Raw genomic sequence first — 19,321 nt, forward strand, 5'->3', positions numbered from 1 at the left:
CGGAGGTATCTGGAGGGCAAACTGAAACTGAAAATGAATGCCCAAAAGAGCAAGGTCGTCAGTGTGTTGGCAATAAAACACTTCAAATTTCTTGGCTTTTGCCTTGGGAAGAACAAGAAAGGCGTCTATATACGCGCCCATCGGGAATCCCTGGCGAAGGCAAAACGGAAACTGAGGCAACTGACCCGCCGAAATCAGGGCAGAAATGTGCGCATGGTCATGGAAAACGTTAAAAGCTTCATCCGTGGATGGCTCGGTTATTACTATGTAGCCGACATAAAGCGGACGCTGATGAGTTGGAACGAGTGGTTGAGACGGAGGCTTCGGATGTACATCTGGAAACAATGGAAGAAGCCAAGAACCAGAATCATGAATCTAAAGAAACTGGGTATTCCGGAGTGGCAGGCATACCAGTGGGGCAATACCCGTCTGGGATACTGGCGAATTGCCGGAAGTGCTGTACTCAATCGTTCCATTACAAATGAAAAGCTCGCACTGGCCGGGTATTATGACTTCCCGGCTCAGTACGAGCAATTACGCTTAATGCACTCAAGCGGTTGAACCGCCGTATACCGAACGGTACGTACGGTGGTGTGAGAGGACGGCTACTCAACTAATGGGTAGCCTCTTACTCGATTATCTTCTTTTGTACGGAGCATTATCCAATAACCATATGATTTTATAATCTGATATAATGAAACCAGATTTGTCTGGTTTGACCTTTTTATCAATGCTGAATTCGGCTGTATCATTTCGGTTTTTTCTTTATATTTATTGAATGGAGGCGGTCTTAGTGACTTCTAAACTCAAAGTCTTTGTATTTGTGATCTATGAGGAGTCCGTGGATTATTATCCCACGATTCTCAGACGGATCTTTGAAGACCATATAGACTTAGAAGTCAGATTGTATTCCGATCTCAGGCCAGTAGAGACCTTCAGCGCGGATCTGGTACTGTATACTTTAGGATTTCTCAAGCCTGTATTAGTGGAAAAATGCTTGAATCCGGCTGCGGAATTCATACATATGGCAAACACACTTCACGGTTCATGTCTCGAAAGCATCAAGCAGCTGAACAGAGGCACGGATGTTCTATTAGTCAGCGAGGGCACCATTTTCCTTTGGGACACCTTGTTGACCCTAAAAGCTCATGGCATGGAGCATGTCAATTTTGTGCCCTATTATGGACAGCGTATCAATACCAGTGCTTATAAATACGCTATTTATATGGGAATAAAAACCTATGAGCTCCCAGAGATTGATCACATCATTGACTTGGGATGGCGTGTGCTTCATCCTTATGTCCTTCTAAAAATTGGTAATGCTGCGGGCCTCGCGGAAAGCTTTCTCGATGAAAAAATCTCTAATTATATTAAAGACACGACTGCGTTGTTGAATTACGACGATTGTGTGGAAATTTCCTACCTAAGTGAATTTACTCAGGAGCGCCTTGCGATCATGAATCTGCTTGACACGCCGGCCTTGCTGCTTAACGATCAGGATGTGGTTTTGGGATTTAATGAACGCTTAAGAACCGAATTTCAAAAAGATTTTGACAGGATGATCGGTCAAAAAATCTCGAGGGATATTTTTCTATACCAAATGAGAAGCGCCTGTGAAGACCGGGGCGGGAGCGGCAGTTTTGAACTTTCATCTGATCAACACTATAAGGTTAGTGCCAGAGCAATAGAAAGCTACGGACAATCTGTCCATCACAGAGTTCTTCTTGAAGCGGTGCCTGTCGTTAAAAATGAATCCCAGGGACAACTGGCTTATAAATTTAAGGACATACTTTATGAGAGCAGTTCTATGAGTCGGATTGTCGAGCTTGCGAGACACTTCTCGGCAACGGATACGACTATTCTCATAGAGGGCCCGTCTGGTGTTGGGAAAGAGCTGTTGGCCCATTCCATTCATGAGGCGTCTTCAAGGCGGCAGCGACCATTTCATGCGGTCAACTGTGGTGCTTTTTCGGAGTCGCTTCTCGAATCAGAGCTATTTGGATACGCAAGCGGTGCTTTTACAGGCGCGCTTCGAAGCGGGAAAAAAGGACTCTTGGAAAGTGCACACAGCGGCACCATTTTTCTGGATGAGATTGGAGAGGCAAGTTTGAAGCTACAGGTCAAGCTGCTCCGTTTTCTTCAGGAAAAAGAAGTTCAACCTATTGGATCCAGTTCCGTGAGAAAAGTGGATGTCAGGGTTATATGCGCGACTAACAGAAATCTTGAAGTAGCCATGCAGACCGGAGACTTCAGAGAAGATCTCTATTACCGGATCAGCACGGTGACGCTGTCAGTACCACCGTTAAGCGAGCGGATAGAGGATATTGAACCCATCCTGATGGACGCGCTTGGCCAATATACCAATCACTTAAGCGAGCCATTAAAGAAGTTTTTTGTAAACTACCCATGGCCAGGCAACGTTAGAGAGCTTAAGGGATGCGCCGAGTATATGCTAAGCTTTGACTCAAGGATACTTGAAGTCAAACACTTGCCGGATAAATATCAAAAGTGGCTTCATGGACATTCGGAGTCTGAAACATTAGAATCAGAATTATCCAATTATATTAAAGAAAGACCGACTTTGATGGCTAATTTTCATGGGGTGGTTCATCATGAGGAGGATGAGTCGGAAATGGATTTGGAAGACTTGGTGCTCCTGGAAATTGACCATGGCTACAGTGGTCGCAGAAAACTCTTGACGAGGCTTAGGGACCGAGGCTTAAGAGTGACAGAGTATAAAATCAACGGCATACTCGATACGTTAAAAATGACTGGCTTCATCCAGGTTGTCAAGGGCAGGGGCGGTACCAGACTCACATTAGCAGGAAAAGAAAAACTGCTATTAGCAGGTCGTAAGTTGAAGTGATTCACAGTCAACAGTTGTGAGAGAAACTAATTTGGTGTAAGTCAAAACGCACCATACCACACCAAAAAATCAATAACAAACCAAATACGAGCTAAACAACGAACCAAAACACACAAAATAGAAATTCACACCATTTTGACGATCTATTATCATAAAATTGACACGCTTTATGCGTGTCTTTTTTTGTTCAAAATATAGCGTTTTCAGAAGCTAAGAGAAATATAGAACAATTTTCTTGAAAATAATAAAGTTGGCTCAATATTTGCGTTATTAAAAATCAATAACAATATTCATCATAAGTGGCAAGAAAAACTGGGGAGGTCATGTCAGTGGAGTTCAGCAGCGCGCATAAGACATTAAAGCTTTCAGACGGCATTGAAATGAAACAAAATGGAAACCTCAGCATTACTGGAAATGGAGATATTAAACTGAATGAGGCGGCATTGAAAGAGCTTGGTTTTATAATCCAGTGGTCAGAAGACGGCACTGTAGGGACGTTGACAAAGATCAAAGAAGGCCATGTCGTACTGAGTGGGGAAGAAATTGCCTTCGCCGCAATGGCAGCTGAGTTTACAGAGCTGATTTCTGAGGTTGCGCGCAAAATATACGATCACCCGCAAATGGCCTTCACTGAAACCTACGCGTGTGAGTTGCTGTGCGAGGTACTATCCTCACAGGGCTTTGAGGTTGAACGTAATCTTAGAGGTGTCAATCCGGACACTAAGGATGCCTGGATTATGGACACAGCGTTTACGGCGACATTGAAGGGCAACGCGAGTGGCCCAACCATTGCCATTTTATTGGAATACGACGCGCTTCCGGATGGGCATGCCTGTGGTCATAATCTAATCGCTTCTGCTGGCCTTTCCGCGGCATTGATGCTGGCAAAGCAGATGGGAGCCCTGCCAGGGAAGTTGATCGTCTATGGAACACCTGGCGAAGAGGGAAAAGCAGGAAAAGCTCATATGGTAGAAGCGGGACTTTTTGATGGTGTGGATGTGGCTTTAGCTACGCATCCTGGAGACCGCTGGGCAACTGGATCCGATTTTCTGGCAACCAAAACTGCAACGATTGTCTTTAAAGGTGTGCCGTCACATGCTTCTGCTGCACCCGAAAAGGGCATCAGTGCCTTGGACGCTGCGGTGATTGCTTACAACGCCATAGAGCTTCAGCGCGAGCATCTAAGAAGTGATGCCAGGGTACACGGCTTTATCAGAGACGGTGGAAAAGTCACCAACGTTGTGCCAGATAGAGCAGAGATGGACTGGGGAGTCCGGGCACTGGACAATGTTTACATGGAAAAACTGGCAGACATGATCGAGCGCTGTGCAAGGGCAGGGGCACTGGCTACCGGCGCTGAGATGGAAATTTCCTGGAGTGTGACTTATGGGGCACCGGTTAAAGTCGAGGCCCTTGACACCATGGTCATTCGATTGGCTGAGGCACTGACTTCAGGGTTGGTCAAACCATTTGATGTGCTTGGATCTTCCGACGTCGGAAATGTGTCATTCGTGCTTCCAACCTGCAATCTCTGGTTTGGCATCACCCCAGAAGGTGTTATGCCGCATACCAAAGAATTCCTTGCTGCTTCCGGTGCATCCGAATCTATTCCGTCGGTTCTCACTGCCGGTACGGTCATTGCGCTGGCAGCCAGACGGCTGTTCATGGACCGGGAGATGGTCGAGAACTATAAAGAAGCTTTCACGTTGTCCAAACAGAAGTTGATTGCACAGGGTTAGTCTGCGCAGTGAACCACTTAAATCAAGAGGAGGCTATTCAATGAAGTATGGATTTGAAATCGCTTTTGTCCTTGTTATCGCTATTATTTTTGTTTCTGAAACCATTTCTGCGAAGCTTAAAGGCAAAATTCCGGCGCTGTTTCTTATGACAGTCATCACCCTCATTGGTTACTGGACCGTAATCCCGATGGATATTGTCGAAGTTTCAGGTCTTGGAGCCGTCAAAAACATCATGATGATGATCATCCTGATTCACATGGGCACCCTGCTTGAGCTCGAGCAGCTCAAGCGTGAATGGAAGACAGTCGCAACTGCGCTGGCAGCCGTCGCGGGCATAGCGTTGATCTTCCTGAGCGTTGGCGGTTTAATACTGGGTGATAAGCTCCTCTCGCTGACCGCGATCGCGCCACTGGCCGGCGGAGGCATGGCCGGCATCTTGACCAGTCAGGCGCTGACGAACGGCGGATATACCGATCTGGCTGTTTGGCCAATTCTTCTCATCACCCTCCAGAGCTTCGTAGGCATGCCGATAGTCGCTTTCTTCGTCCGCGGTGAAATGAGAGATCTTCTCAGTAAAGTGCGAAGTGGTGAGCTGAAGCATCCAAACGAAGTGCAAACTGAGTCTGTTGCTTCACAAAATACAAAATTGATCGATAAGCTTCCTGAGCTTTACAAAACGCCAGCCTTTTATTTTCTCGTCCTTGCGATCCTGGGTACATTAAACCTCGCGCTCTATATCAATGTGACATCTAAAATTCAGTATATTTCCCTTATAATGGATAAATCTATCGTGGCACTGGTGATTGGCATTGTGCTTGGCAACCTCGGTCTGCTGGATAAAGGCGTCATGAGCAAAACCATGTCCAGCGGCATTTTGGATATCAGCTTCTATGCTTACATAATGACGTTCCTGACCGGCGCCAGTGTGGCGACCATCAAGGCCATGATGCTGCCATTGGTGCTGACGTTTGTCATGGCGACCATCGGCATAGGTGTTTTCAGCTGGATTGTGGGCCGGGGCGTTGGCTACACCAGCAGGCTGTCCATGGCGGTGGGCTATAACTGTTACTTAGGATTTCCGTTCAATTATATGATCACAAAAGAGGCGGCGAGAGCGATCGCCGGGAATGTTGAAGAAGAGGAGATTTTATTCGATACCATGCTCCCAACCATGCTGATTGCCGGTTTCATTTGCGTCACCATTGTCTCGGTTCTGATGGCGGGCGTGCTGAGCGCGATGATTTGATTTAAACTGAAGAACCACAGTGGAATAACGTGGCAGACATTACAATATAATCTCCAAAAGTTAAAGACTTTGCCGATGGTGGTTTGACGACCATCGGCAAAGTCTTTTTCATTAAACGCGTTTCCCCGCCTTCCCCCGCGCCTTCTGTCTTGAAATTTCTATTTCTTGAAGAACCTCAATTGAAATTTTTATAAAGTCCTTAACATACTGCGTCAAATACTTTTCAGCCCGGTGGGCAATGACCAGACGGTGCATGATCAAGTCGCCACCTGACATCAGAGGAAAACAGCTGCTGTTTGTCATGATGTCCTCAAGCAGTGGCAGACGCATTTCAGTGACGAAAAAAGCGGCAAAATCTTTTGGATAAAGCGATATCAGTAGCTCTGTATTGGAGGATTCTATGAAGACGTTTGGTTTATAACCGGCTGCGTTGAAACACTCATCCGTCGTTTTTCGCAGACGGTTAGGCAGTTTGACCAGCATATATGGCAGCTCCGAAAATGCCTTAAGATCTGTGCCGTTAAGCGCTTCTTGCTTTAAGCGGTCTGCACGTTTACCATAGTATTTATGCAGCAAAGTATCTGACGCCATGAGATAGGTGTGGTCGTTGAGTAAAGGGGTGACTTCCAGTGCAGAATCATCAGCATTTTTAATCCCTATAAACACATCCAGCAGGCCCTCTGCCACCATTTCCTCCATATTGGCGGACTGGGTTTCAGTAAGCTGAATTTTGATATTAGGCCATTTTTGATAGAAGATTGGCAAAATCAATGGAAGACAGACTTGAGCCCGATAGGCGGGGATCCCTACGCGAAGGACACCGACGCCTTTTTCCGAAATCTCAGCGAGTTGGTTGATGACATTAGCATCTTCGCCCAAAATTCGTTCAGCAGCTTCAAGCAGCTTCTCTCCAGCGTAGGTCAATGAGAGCTTGGGCTTTCTATTAAAGAGTTCAACCCCATAGTATTGTTCGAGCTTTTGGATGTGATTGCTTAGATTTTGTTGAGAAATAAACAATCTTTTTGCTGTGTTGGTAATGTGAAGGTCTTTGGCGGCCTCAACGAAGTAGTAGTAACTGACGAGATTCAATAAAAAGCACCTCCAGAATGACTGTATTTAACAGAAAATCATTTTAATTACGGATGTCAAAGGGATTATTTGGATAAAGTTAGTCAAATTATTAACAAATAAAAATTGTGTTTATTTTATTTTCCCACAAAAAATATTTGTTGACCAGACATAATTTTCTGTGTTTGAGTTTTCATACAATTTCGAATATGATTCAGATAAGTTAATCAGAGCGCGAGACAAGACGGATAGTGTTAAATCTCAGCTAACTGAACATGAAAGCTCTATGGCATTCGCATAAGTGATTTGAACGAAAGAATCAACAAATTTTATCATCCATTGGAGTTGAACAGGAAATGTATGATCTTTTACTTAAAAATGGACGCGTGATCGATCCTTACAACAACCTGGACAAAATTGCGGACATCGCGATTTCGAATGGACTTATCGAGAAAGTTCAGGAACATATTGATGAAAAAGCACTTCATGTCATTGACGTATCAGGATGTCATGTCACGCCTGGCCTAATTGATTTCCATACCCATATCTATCCTCTGGCAGAGATTGGGGTTTTAGGCGAAGCAACCTACTTCCCGTCAGGCGTCACAACAGCAGTGGATGCCGGAAGCTCAGGCGCAGGCACTTTCGAGGGACACCGTGGCGCTCTTAACAGCACAAAACTGACTGTCAAATCCTTCCTCAACATCAGCTCGGGCGGACTGGCGACGGGTAGTTACCTGGAAAATCTGAATCCCAAACAGTTCAACCGGGATAAAATCAAGAAATTGTTCAGAAAATACAGCCATGAGTTGATTGGCCTCAAAGTTCGACAAGGTGCTGAAATCGTTGGAGAATTGGGGCTCGAACCGTTGAGAGAAACTATAAAGCTTGCGGAAGAACTTGGTGTCAGGGTGATGGTGCATTGTTCCAACCCACCATCGGCAATGGCGGAGCTGGTTGATCTGTTAAGACCTGGGGACATTCTCTCCCATGCCTATCAAAGTAAGGCGAGCACGATCTTAGATCAGGAAGGCATCATTATTCCTGAAGTCAGAAATGCCAAAGAACGTGGCGTCATATTTGACGTGGCGCATGCCAACGTTCACTTTTCACATCAAGTTGCCAGTAAAGCTTTTGAACAAGGGCTTCTGCCGGATACGATCAGTACGGATCTGACCGTCAGAAGCCTGTATAAGCGGCCAGCAGTCATGACCATGCTTCATGTCATGTCAAAATTTATAGCGATGGGACTGACACTGGATCAGGTCATTCGCGCAACGACGCAGCGGCCTGCAGCGCTCCTCGGTTTAGAACAGGAACTCGGTTCGCTGAGTGCGGGTACAGCAGCAGATATCGCAGTACTGAGGCTGCTGGATTCAGAAACCGAATTTGGTGATTGTGATGGGGACATCATTTATGGATCACAGCAATTTAGGGCAATGATTACCGTAAAGGAGGGGGAGTTGGTTTTCAGAGACGTTGAAATTTAAATAAAATACAATTTTGGGAGGTCAATATGAAAGGGTTAAAAAAATTCATCTCGTTACTGTTAGCACTCATCCTCGTTTTTTCATTAGCAGCTTGTGGCGGCAGCACTGAGCCAGCAGCAGAGCCTGCGGGAGAAACCGGCTCAGAAGCTCAAGGTACAGACTGGCCTAAAAAAACAATCCAAATAGCGGTGCCTTACAACGCAGGCGGAGATACGGATATCTATTGCCGGCTTGCTGCAGAACGTCTCAGCGAAAAGCTTGGCGAAACAGTCGTCGTCGTCAATATCGCTGGATCCGGCGGGATTCTGGCAGCAAAGCAAATCATGAACGAAGATCCAGATGGTTACAACTTGCTGTTCAGCCATACTGGCGGTCTGATTCAGGAAGCGAGCGGCATGGCAGATTTCTCTTATACGGAGTCCTTCGCTTACGGCGGTACACTTGTAGAAGACAATACTTATACCATGGTTGCAAAAGCTGAAAGCGGATGGAAAAACTTAGGTGATGTCGTAGCAGCAGCCAAAGCTGCACCAGGCACGGTTACCTATTCACAGGTCAATGGTCAGGTAACACACTTCGTATCCAAGCTCTTTGAAGAAACTGCAGGCATTGAGCTTGACAAGATTGACGTCGGTTCATCCGCTGCGGACAGAACGGCAGCCTTCCTTGGCGGACAGGTCGATCTCCTCGTTGTCAACTACGCCAACGTAGCGGATTATATTGAAGCCGGACAATTTGTAGCCCTTGGGATCCTCGCGCCTGAGCGCGTAGAATCATTACCTGAAGTCCCAACGTTTGTAGAGCAGGGTTATGATGTCGTCGCGGCAAAGCGTTACTCTTACAAGTTCCCTAATGGTACTGACCAAGCGATTATCGATAAATTCACAACAACGCTCAAAGAAATCGCTGAAGACCCTGAGTTTGCTGCAGAGCTTGCGAAATTCCATGCAGCGCCATACTACAAGGATCCTGAAACAACTGAGAAAGATGAAGCGGCTGAAGTTGAGCTTCTCAAAGTAGTCATGGGAGACGTTTTTAAGTAAATATTTCGCAAATTGAATAGTAGACAAAACATCAACACGTTTTAACAAGCTCCAAATTGTATAGAACATGCAGAATGCTATAAACGAAAGCGGTGCCAAATGAATGCCATAAAGCTTTGGCACCGCTTTTTATGTCACTAAATGGAGATTGATTATGAGTGAAAAACAAAGAGATTTAATCGGTTCTATTGTATTCCTGATCTTTGGAATTTTCCTGTTCGCCATTTCTTTCACGGTTAAATCGATCATTGAAAATGATGTCGGCCCTGCTTTCATGCCCAAGGTTGTCGCAGTCGCCATTGTGATCGTATCCGTCAGCAAGCTGGTGATCGCATTAAAAAATCATAGCCCCAAGTACACAGAAAAAAGGCAATCTGAAGATGACAAAATGGGAAGCCTCATGACAATACTTAACCTGGCTGCTTATGTGATCCTGTTTGAACCACTTGGCTTCATTATTTCCTCTATAGTATTTCTGACGCTTCAGATGACGATTCTGGCGGATAAAGTCCATTTCAAGCCAATAAAATTTGGGATCATCTCAATAAGTGCCACTCTGGCGATCTATTTTCTATTCGTCTACGCCTTCAACCTTATGCTGCCTGAGGGCTTGCTGGACATAATTTAAGAGAAGGAATGATTTCATGGTTTTAGAAGGTATATTAGCAGTAATCCTTTCGCCGGCCTGTCTTTTAGTCACTTTACTCGGTGTTATTGTAGGTATCATATTCGGATCTATTCCCGGTCTCTCTGCAACCATGGCAGTGGTGCTGTTTCTGCCAATGTCCTTTGGGCTGGAGCCAATCAGCGGTATATCCCTGTTGATGGGCTTGTACATAGGAGGTATTTCCGGTGGGTGTATATCTGCGGTACTACTCAAAATTCCCGGCACACCCTCCTCAATTTCTACGGTATTTGATGGAGGCCCAATGGCGGATCGCGGTGAGGCGGGAAAAGCCATCGGCATCTCAATCCTCTATTCCTTTATTGGCGGCATCATTAGTTTGATTGCCTTGATCTTCATCTCCCCATATCTCGCCGCTATAACTTTGAAATTTACAGCGTTTGAGTATTTCTCCATAGCGCTGTTCTCACTAACGATCATTGCCAGTATGTCCGGAAAATCTGTCCTGAACGGATTGCTGAGTGGACTTCTCGGCATGGCCCTTGCATTTGTAGGGATTTCGCCGATTGATGGCTTCATGCGTTTTAACTTCGACTCCATCAACCTTTTAAATGGCTTCGATATTGTCGCGGTTTTGATCGGACTCTTCGCCGTCACAGACATTATTCAGACAGGTGCAAACCGTAAAAAGCTCGCTGAAAAGGGCAAGCTGATCCAGTATAGCCTGACGGGCTTTGGCATTAGCCTTAAAGAATTCAAAGCGCAGTTTGTCAATATGATGCGCTCGGCGCTGATTGGCCTGGGTATAGGTATTCTTCCGGGGATTGGCGGTTCGACTTCAGGTCTTTTATCCTACTCCGCGGCGCAAAATGCTTCAAAATATCCTGAGAAGTTTGGTACCGGCATCATTGATGGCGTTATCGCTTCTGAAACGGCGAACAACGCAACCGTTGGCGGTGCGCTGATCCCTCTGCTGACCATGGGCATCCCGGGAAGTACGGTTGCAGCGGTCATCCTGGGTGGACTCACCATTCACGGCATTACCCCGGGTCCATTGATCTTCGTAAAGAACGGCGTATTCATGTACGCGATCTTTACCGCACTCCTCGTTGCCAATGTTTACATGCTGATTGTGGAGTACGCAGGCCTGAAGTGGTTCGTTAAACTGATGGGCATTCCAAAGCACATTTTGCTGCCGATTGTCATGGTTCTATGCGCCGTCGGTGCCTACGCAACTGGAAACAACGTTTTCGATGTATGGAGCATCTTTGCGTTTGGTATGCTCGGCGTCATATTGAAAAAGCTGTCGATTACAACGACACCCTTCATCATTGGTTATATTCTGTCCGGCATGGCTGAGGAAAATTTGCGACGCGCACTGATTGTCAGTAAGGGTGATCTGATGCCGTTTATTACCAGACCAATTTCAGCGCTGTTCTTGCTCGTCGCAGTCATTTCTGTTGTCATGATTGTTCTGAAGAACAAGGCATCAAGAAAAGCTACAGCATAAAAAAGATGATTTTGGCAGCCGCTGCGAAACATATTATGGCAGCGGCATAGGCTGAAACGACATAAACTGTAAAAGTGGTGATGAGATGAAAATTGGATTTATTGGATTTGGTGAAGCGGCATACTGTATTTCGCTCGGTCTCAGAGAGGAAGGGATTCATGACATCGTGGCCTACGATGTCATGGTAACCCATCCTGAAGTGGGTAAAGTTATTGAAAACAGGGCAGCTGAGGCCGGCGTAACGCTGCTTGGGTCGAACGCTGAGGTCGTTCGCCAAGCAGAGCTCCTCTTCGTTGCGGTTCCGTCCAGCTACGCCATGGACGTCTGCAACGAGATCTATGATGACCTGAGGGTCGGGCAGATCTATGCAGATGTCAGCGCCTCGACGCCAACAATCAAACAACAGGTATGGGGACGTATTCAAGATAAAGGTGTTCTGTTTGTAGACGCCGCTATGCTGGGCTCCCTGCCTCTGGACAAACATAAGGTACCAATTATGGCAAGTGGCAACGGTGCCGAAGCTTTACATGAAACCATGACACCTTACGGCATGAGAATAACGTGTGCCAGTGACAAAGCCGGGGATGCGTCAGCCATTAAATTAATTCGCAGCATCTTTATGAAAGGCCTTGCGGGATTGATGCTTGAAATGCTTCAGGCATCAGAGCACTATCAGGTCTCTGATCAGGTCGTGAAGTCAATTGGGAAATCCCTTGATGGTATTGCGTTCCAGTCCCATCTTGACAGGCTGATCACGGGAACGGCGATTCACGCGAAGCGCAGGGCAGCAGAAATTAAAGGTTCAATACTGCTATGCAGTGAGGCTGGAATTGACTGTCCAATGACGGTCGCTTCCAAAGACAAGCATGATTTATTGGCGTCTTATGAATTTCCGGAGAAATTCCATGGCGTCCATCCCAAGCAGTGGCAGGAGATTCTCAGCATCATGAAATAATACATTAAGATGAGGTGAAGAAATGGCAGTAGGCAAAAGAATTTTTTTGAAAAGAGAAATGCCGGATCTTGAAATCATGAATCAGTTTAAGGAGATCCCGGCCTCAAATACAGCAGATGTCATGAACCGTGTAGGTGCCATGCACCCACGGATCAATCTGATGAGCAGCCCAGATGAACCAATCATTGTTGGTCCGGCACTGACGGTCAAGGCGAGGGCAGGTGACAACCTTGTGATTCACAAAGCACTCAATATGGCTCAGGAAGGTGACATTATAGTCGTCTCCAATGAAGGCGATATGACCCGTGCATTAGTTGGTGAAGTTATGATGGCTTATGCACAATATACAAAAAAAGTCGCAGGCATTATTTTTGACGGCCCAATTCGGGATATTGACGCAATTCAACACATGAAAATGCATGTTTATGCAACTGGAACCACACCTGGCGGTCCTTATAAAGAGGGGCCGGGTGAGATCAATGTACCCATTGCCTGTGGCGAGGTCACCGTTGAACCGGGCGATATTGTGCTCTGTGATCCGGACGGTGTGACGATCATTCCAAAGGGTGAGGCTGCGGTCGTTCTCGAAGCTGCGAAGAAATTCAAGGCAGAGGATGAGAAAAAACTGGCAGCTGCCAAAAATGAAACGGCGAACAGGGATTGGGTGGATAAATCTCTGGCAGAGAAAGAGTTTGAAATCATAGACGACGTTTACAGACGATAGAAAAATCCCGACCGGCTTCATCCCCTGAGCCGGTTGGGGGGAACATCGGGGACGGTTCCTAATGATTCTACTTCAAAAAAGAAGTAGGGCAACGAGAAAATCGAAAAGAACCGTCCCTAATGATTCCCTAATGATTCCAAATGATTCCCCCCCCAAAAAAAAGTAAAAGACTTTGCCGATGGTCGTCAAACCACCATCGGCAAAGTCTTTTTCGTTGGACACAAAACGGACACAAAGGGGACGGTTCCTAATGGAGACACAAAGGGGACGGTTCCTAATGAATTTACAAATATTGACAAATGTGATAAGAAAAAGTACAATGTGGAAACGGGGGTGAGAACATTCCAAGAAAGGCAAGAAAAGAAAGCAAATCGGGATATTATCATGTGATCATGAGGGGCAACAACAGGCGATGGATCTATCAAAATGATCAGGAAAAAGAACGCTGTATCAGGCTGATTGAGGAGCAGAACAGGGAAGGTCTTATTGGAACTGCAGCCTGGTGCGTCATGGACAATCATGTGCATCTTATTGTGAAGGCACAAAAGGAACAATTGACACAAGCATTTAAGAAGATTAACACTCGATTCGCCATGGGATATAACCAGCGGGAAAGCACCTGCGGCCACGTTTTTCAGGACAGATTTAAGAGCCAGTGCATTGAAGACAAACACTATTTAATGAAGGCGATAAGATATATTCACTGCAATCCCGTCAAAGCCGGCATAGTCAAGCATCCTCAGGACTATAAGTGGAGTAGCTTTTCAAATTTTGTATTTGAAGAGAAAGCCATTGACAAAGATCAGCATGATTTCGTAATGGACCTGTTCAATGGAGATTTAGCAGCTTTTGGGGAATTTCATCGGATGGAAGATGATGCAGAGCATCTTGAAATTGATGAAGATCGATCGAAGATCAGAGAAGAGAATGCCCGGAGGATCATTACGGACTATTGTGAGAAATGTGGTGTTGCTGAAACCTGCCAACTGCAGGCGTTTCCGGAAGTAATGATGGCGTTGTTGAAAGACTTGATTGAAAAGAGTCATCTCCCATATCGGGCGATTGCGTCGCTGACGGGTGTGTCGTTCAGTAGGGTTCGGAATGCGGCAAAAAAGGAATCAAAAAGAACCGTCCCTAATGATTAAAGGCTTGTCCGATGGTGGTTTCAATGACCATTGGACAAGCCTTTGCTCTTTTCTCAAACCCACCTCACGCAGCCTGACCAACGGGCGTGCGTGGCTTCTCGCGGTAGAGTTCACTGAAGGCGGCACCGCTCAGGATCATGACAGCACCAATCACCTGTAGTACGGTCAGCTGCTCGTGAAGGAAGACGGCTGAAAAGACGAGCGCGGATAAGGGTTCCAAATAGCCAATAATGGACACAGAACCGGTTGACAGCTGGTCAATGGAAGCGAAGTACAGGTAGCAGCCTATGGCTGTGTTGATCAATCCAAAAATCAGAATCGGAAAGATATAATCTGTGACAGCGAGGCTGGGCCCACCTTGTCTCAAGAAGGTATATACAGCGACGGTGACAAAGCTCATGAGCAGCTGATATAAGGCGTTTTCAAGTCCCTTTACCTGGGTGGATTTTTTGTTGAAAACGATCATGGCGGCGTACATGACCGCGGAGGACAACCCGCAGAACAAACCCCAAGAGAGCCCGTTTGTCAGCAAACCGAGGCCGTTGACAAAGACCATGCCAAGTATGACTGCGCTCAGACCGGTGAGCTTGGCGGGCGTTAGTCGTTCCTCAAACAGCAGGGGTGAGATGGCTATGACCAGAACGGGTCCACAGTAATAGGCGAGGGTTGCAACGCTGACACCAATTCGCGAATAGGCCTCAAAGAGAAAAATCCAGCTGACGCCCAGTGCGGCACCAGAAATCATTGCATAAGCCAGATGCTTCTTATGGCGAAGCGCGGTAAATTTTCCCCCGCCCACCCGAAAAAATATCAACAGAAGGAGACTGCCCACCAAGGTCCGCCAAAAGACGATTTCGTGACTGCCGAGCAAGATCATACTGGCCACTATGCCATTGGAACCAAATAAAAGCAGTGAAAGCACGTATTTGAAATAAGGGTTATTCATTCTAATCTAATCCTCCTGCTTGACGACAATTCGATAATAATATAACATTCAAAAATGGATCACAAAAGCGAATTGTTATCATGAAAAGTATGACAAAATATCATGCAAGAGGTGTAATGATAAATGGACATGAATTTAAATCTGCAAAAGCTGATGGCATTCGTCAAAACCGTGGAGTGCGGCAGCTTCACAAAGGCTGCTGAAGCCCTTAATTACACCCAGTCTGGAATCAGCAGGATGATTCAGGATCTTGAGAAAGAATGGAATACCGCTTTGCTGGAGCGCAGCAGGGCCGGGGTCAGACTGACATCGGACGGGATTCTGCTCTTGCCTCATGCCAAAATGCTGTGCCATGAATATCAGAAGCTTCAGAATCAAGTCGATGAGCTCAATGGGCTTCAGTCCGGCTTGATCCGTATTGGTACCATCTCCAGTGTCGCGACACACTGGCTGCCTGGGATTATCAAGGCCTTTCAAAAGGACTTCCCCGGGATTGATTATGAGCTTCTGCTGGGAGATTATTCTGAGATTGAAGCATGGATTATGGAAGGCCGCGTCGACTGTGGATTTTTAATAGAGCCAGCTCACCCTGACCTCGAGTCGATATTTCTGGGGCAGGACAAGCTGCTGGCCATTTTGCCGATTGATCATCCGCTGACGGAATTCGACCGGGTGCCTATTCAGGCACTGTGCGAGCAGCCCTTCATGCTTCTGGACCGTGGCGGCCGGTCTGAAGTCAAGGAAATTTTTAGTCACTATGGGATCGTCCCAAAAGTGAAATTTACAACCTGGGACGATTACGCCATTATGTCCATGGTTGAAAGCGGGCTTGGGGTCAGCATTTTGCCGCAGCTGATCCTGCAGAGGATACCCTACCGCATTGTCGCGAAAGAGCTGGACGTGCCAGCTTACAGAGAGATCTGCCTGGCGCTTCGAAGCAGGCAGACCGCTTCCCATGGGGTGAAGCGGTTTTTGGAGTATTTGTCCCATAGGCATGAGATCGAGGGCGTATAGCCAACTTCAAACAAAGCTATGCCGATGGTAGTGGATCGGAGAATCAAAAGAATCAAAAGAATCAAAAGGAACCGTCCCTAATGATTCCCTAAATCCCCACCCTCAAAATCCGGCTGGGCCGCCCGGCCTTCCCAATAATCTTGCTGCCCACCACCTCAATGTACCCCGCTCGTTCCAGCCGCTCGATCATGCGGTTCATGCTCCTGAGGGAGTTGCCGAACTCCTGGGCGAGCTCCAGGCTGGTGAAGGTGTCCTTTTTATAGAGGTCCATGATGGACTTCAGCTTATAGATGTTGTTGATGCTGACACCGCTCTTCTCAGAGACTTCCTTGAAGGGCAACTCAAGTCCGGTGGGGGACAGGGACTCGCTATTATCCACTTTGTCAAATGCCGTGATACGCTCCAGGCGCTTGCGGTCATAGACGACGAAGCACTGGTTGCCGCCCATCTTGAAGGCCTTGTTCTTGCCAATGACCGCGTTCGACTTGGCCTCCCTGGCCGTGGTTCCAAAGCCTATGCCCACGCTGAGGGTGTGGGCTGTTTTTTGGTTAATGGAGCCGAGGATAGGCAGCTCCCTGAGGTTATTAGTCTCAAACTCCAGAATCTGCTTGGTGGTAAAAAGAAGGTAGTTTTTCTCCGTCTCCACCACCGCCGCCTGGATGCGCTGGGCAAACTTGTAGACTTCCTCGGTGATGCGGGTCTTTTCCAGCATGACGCTGTATTCGTTTTCTGAGGTCAGGTCGTATTCGTTGTCCAGGTCGATCTCCATGGACATGACCACGATCTGGCTGACCGACATGTCCTTGAATTTGATCTTTCGGAGGAGGTCATAAAGTTTGTTTTTGATGTAGTTTTCGTTGGAGACGAGCAATATGCTGGACTCGCCCTCAGTCTGAAGCAGTTTGTGAACGGTGGAAATCCCGGTGATGGCAATGGCGCCAGGCTGGGTCCGGAGGTGGCGCTTGTGAAAGTCCACCAGATCCTCAATCAGAGTGTCGCGGAAAATGTCAACATCAGACACCGCGGCCTCATAGTCGCCGGGTTCAAAGCCAAAGTCGCCGTAAATCGTCTGTACCATTTCCGGGGTGTAAGAATCAATGCTGATACGGCGGATGTCCAGCCCCTGCTTCAGCGTCGCCTCCAGAAAGATCCGCTGAAGCTGGCTCTCGTCATTGTCCAGGTGCACCCAGGGATTCTGGGAGTGCATCCGGTGGTTCATGATGTCATACAGGATCTTGCCGGTAAAAATGATGCCGTCAAAGTCGTTGATGTGCTCCTTGAGGAAATTCACGGTGGTCTCCACCTGGCGCATGTCGTGGATCTCAATGGCCACGCCCTTAAGGTTTGAGAAGCTTTTGTCGATTACGCGCTGAATTCTCTTTATATTATCCACATGCCCTACTATGCCGATGGTCTTCACCACCCACACCCCCATTTGTGTTTTTCACGATTATGTTCATTTTACGTCGCTGACGTATTAAAGTCAAATTAAAGACACTATAAAGCGACCGCAGGAAATGGTATGCTTTAATTACTAAATCACAGGGGGTAATATAATGGTCAAGTACGTCGCGGAGCCATTCAAGATCAAGATGGTTGAACCTCTTAAAATGACAACGAGAGAATACCGGGAAGAAAAGTTGAAAGCAGCCAACTACAACGTTTTCGGCCTTGATTCTGATGATGTTTATATCGACCTTCTTACAGACAGCGGCACCGGTGCCATGAGTGACACCCAGTGGGCGGGCATCATGACCGGGGATGAGTCCTATGCCGGCGCCCGCAGCTACAGAAGGCTGCTGAAAGCAGCCCAGGACATCTTCAACTATAAATATGCCCAGCCGGTGCACCAGGGCAGAGCGGCGGAGCAGGTGCTATTGCCGTGTTTATTGAAGAAAGGTCAGAAATGTATTTCCAACATGCACTTCGATACCACGCGCGGCCACGTGGGCCTGATTGGTGCCAGAGCGGTCGACATCGTTGTTCCTGAAGCCAAGGACACGCAAACTTACATGCCGTTCAAGGGCAATATGGACGTTCCACGTCTGGAAGCATACATCAATGAAGTTGGGGCGGAAAATGTAGGTCTCATTATCATGACCATTACCAATAACTCCGCAGGCGGCCAGCCGGTTTCCATGGCCAACATGAAAGCCACCAAAGCGGTAGCAGACAAATATGGCATTACAATGATTATTGATGCTGCGCGCTACGCGGAGAATGCCTACTTCATCAAGCAAAGGGAAGAGGGCTATGCGGATGTTGAGATCATCGACATTGTGCGCGAAATGTTCAGCTACGCGGATGCCTTCACCATGAGCGCGAAGAAAGATGCCATTGTCAACATGGGTGGTCTCATAGGCATCAAGGACTCCGAGGAGCTTTACACGAAAGTCAAAGGCTGGACCATTCCTTACGAGGGCTTCGTCACTTACGGCGGCCTCGCTGGCAGAGATCTTGAAGCTTTGGCAATTGGCCTCTACGAAGGTCTTGACAAGGATTACCTGCGCTACCGCATTGGCCAGGTCGAATACCTGGGCGGCAGGCTGATGGAAGAGGGCATTGCGTTCCAGTATCCGGTGGGCGGTCATGCCGTGTTCCTGGATGCGAAAGCGCTGCTGCCGCACATTCCGTATAACGAGTTCCCGGGTCAGGCGCTGGCCTGCGAGCTTTATCTGGAGGCGGGCATCCGTTCATGCGATATTGGCTCCTACCTGCTGGATCTGGATCCAGAAACCGGGGAGCAGCTGCAGTCAGAAATGGAATTTACGCGCTTGGCGATTCCAAGACGTGTGTATACTCAGGCGCACTTTGACGTGGTCGTCGAGGCGCTGATCAATATCAAGAAGCGTGCGCACGAAATTACAGGCTACAAGATTCTTTGGCAGCCGCCAGTGCTGCGCCACTTTACGGCGAAGCTGGAGCCAATTAAGAAGTAAGAGTGGTTTTG

The 19,321-nt window shown here is 47.3% G+C and carries 16 protein-coding genes; 13 read left to right on the forward strand and 3 right to left on the reverse strand.

Going from position 1 to position 19,321, the window contains the following annotated elements:
• The 4 genes from BLP63_RS10485 to BLP63_RS10500 form a co-directional block, all read left to right on the forward strand.
• Window positions 1-561: group II intron maturase-specific domain-containing protein (locus tag BLP63_RS10485; protein WP_278278130.1), on the forward strand; the 561-nt coding region annotated here is incomplete at its 5' end.
• A gap of 232 nt (window positions 562-793) precedes the next feature.
• Window positions 794-2,866, forward strand: coding sequence for a sigma-54 interaction domain-containing protein (locus BLP63_RS10490; protein WP_170829403.1), 2,073 nt, complete (start codon window positions 794-796; stop codon window positions 2,864-2,866).
• A gap of 329 nt (window positions 2,867-3,195) precedes the next feature.
• Window positions 3,196-4,605 (forward strand): M20 family metallopeptidase, encoded by a 1,410-nt coding sequence (locus tag BLP63_RS10495; RefSeq protein WP_170829404.1) that lies wholly within the window; start codon window positions 3,196-3,198, stop codon window positions 4,603-4,605.
• 40 nt (window positions 4,606-4,645) lie between these two features.
• A complete protein-coding gene (locus tag BLP63_RS10500) occupies window positions 4,646-5,851 on the forward strand; it encodes a hypothetical protein (protein WP_092591315.1) in 1,206 nt (401 codons plus the stop codon).
• Between the two features lie 111 nt (window positions 5,852-5,962).
• Here BLP63_RS10500 and BLP63_RS10505 read toward each other — a convergent pair whose 3' ends face one another.
• On the reverse strand, window positions 5,963-6,940 hold the full coding sequence (locus tag BLP63_RS10505; RefSeq protein ID WP_092591317.1) for a LysR family transcriptional regulator: 978 nt from the start codon (window positions 6,938-6,940) through the stop codon (window positions 5,963-5,965).
• Between the two features lie 335 nt (window positions 6,941-7,275).
• On the opposite strand from BLP63_RS10505, the gene BLP63_RS10510 reads away from it, so the two are divergent.
• The 7 genes from BLP63_RS10510 to BLP63_RS10540 all read left to right on the forward strand — a co-directional run bounded on the left by BLP63_RS10510 (window position 7,276) and on the right by BLP63_RS10540 (window position 14,411).
• Complete coding sequence (locus BLP63_RS10510) at window positions 7,276-8,409, forward strand: amidohydrolase family protein (protein WP_092591319.1); 1,134 nt, start codon at window positions 7,276-7,278, stop codon at window positions 8,407-8,409.
• Between the two features lie 26 nt (window positions 8,410-8,435).
• Window positions 8,436-9,452, forward strand: a complete 1,017-nt coding sequence (locus BLP63_RS10515; protein WP_092591321.1) for a tripartite tricarboxylate transporter substrate binding protein — start codon at window positions 8,436-8,438, stop codon at window positions 9,450-9,452.
• Between the two features lie 154 nt (window positions 9,453-9,606).
• A complete protein-coding gene (locus tag BLP63_RS10520; RefSeq protein ID WP_092591323.1) occupies window positions 9,607-10,080 on the forward strand; it encodes a tripartite tricarboxylate transporter TctB family protein in 474 nt (157 codons plus the stop codon).
• A gap of 16 nt (window positions 10,081-10,096) precedes the next feature.
• Entirely contained in the window at window positions 10,097-11,587 is a 1,491-nt protein-coding gene (locus tag BLP63_RS10525; RefSeq protein WP_092591325.1) for a tripartite tricarboxylate transporter permease, read from the forward strand.
• Window positions 11,588-11,672: 85 nt separating this feature from the next.
• On the forward strand, window positions 11,673-12,542 hold the full coding sequence (locus BLP63_RS10530; RefSeq protein ID WP_092591327.1) for an NAD(P)-dependent oxidoreductase: 870 nt from the start codon (window positions 11,673-11,675) through the stop codon (window positions 12,540-12,542).
• Between the two features lie 22 nt (window positions 12,543-12,564).
• The gene (locus BLP63_RS10535; protein ID WP_092591329.1) at window positions 12,565-13,266 is read left to right on the forward strand and encodes an RraA family protein; all 702 of its coding nucleotides are present in this window, start codon (window positions 12,565-12,567) and stop codon (window positions 13,264-13,266) included.
• A 341-nt stretch (window positions 13,267-13,607) separates the two neighbouring features.
• Window positions 13,608-14,411, forward strand: a complete 804-nt coding sequence (locus BLP63_RS10540; RefSeq protein WP_330387141.1) for an REP-associated tyrosine transposase — start codon at window positions 13,608-13,610, stop codon at window positions 14,409-14,411.
• 64 nt (window positions 14,412-14,475) lie between these two features.
• Here the strand turns inward: BLP63_RS10540 and BLP63_RS10545 are convergent, their stop codons facing one another.
• A complete protein-coding gene (locus BLP63_RS10545; RefSeq protein WP_092591333.1) occupies window positions 14,476-15,357 on the reverse strand; it encodes a DMT family transporter in 882 nt (293 codons plus the stop codon).
• Window positions 15,358-15,480: 123 nt separating this feature from the next.
• On the opposite strand from BLP63_RS10545, the gene BLP63_RS10550 reads away from it, so the two are divergent.
• Window positions 15,481-16,371 carry a LysR family transcriptional regulator gene (locus BLP63_RS10550; RefSeq protein ID WP_330387140.1) on the forward strand — a complete coding sequence of 297 codons (891 nt, stop codon included), beginning with the start codon at window positions 15,481-15,483 and terminating at the stop codon, window positions 16,369-16,371.
• Between the two features lie 88 nt (window positions 16,372-16,459).
• Here the strand turns inward: BLP63_RS10550 and BLP63_RS10555 are convergent, their stop codons facing one another.
• Window positions 16,460-17,791 carry a winged helix-turn-helix domain-containing protein gene (locus BLP63_RS10555; RefSeq protein ID WP_092591335.1) on the reverse strand — a complete coding sequence of 444 codons (1,332 nt, stop codon included), beginning with the start codon at window positions 17,789-17,791 and terminating at the stop codon, window positions 16,460-16,462.
• A gap of 136 nt (window positions 17,792-17,927) precedes the next feature.
• Here BLP63_RS10555 and BLP63_RS10560 point away from each other — a divergent pair, with 136 nt between their 5' ends.
• A complete protein-coding gene (locus BLP63_RS10560; protein ID WP_092591337.1) occupies window positions 17,928-19,310 on the forward strand; it encodes a tryptophanase in 1,383 nt (460 codons plus the stop codon).
• Window positions 19,311-19,321: the final 11 nt, after the last annotated feature.

Source organism: Acidaminobacter hydrogenoformans DSM 2784 (assembly GCF_900103005.1).
GTDB classification, from domain to species: domain Bacteria; phylum Bacillota; class Clostridia; order Peptostreptococcales; family Acidaminobacteraceae; genus Acidaminobacter; species Acidaminobacter hydrogenoformans.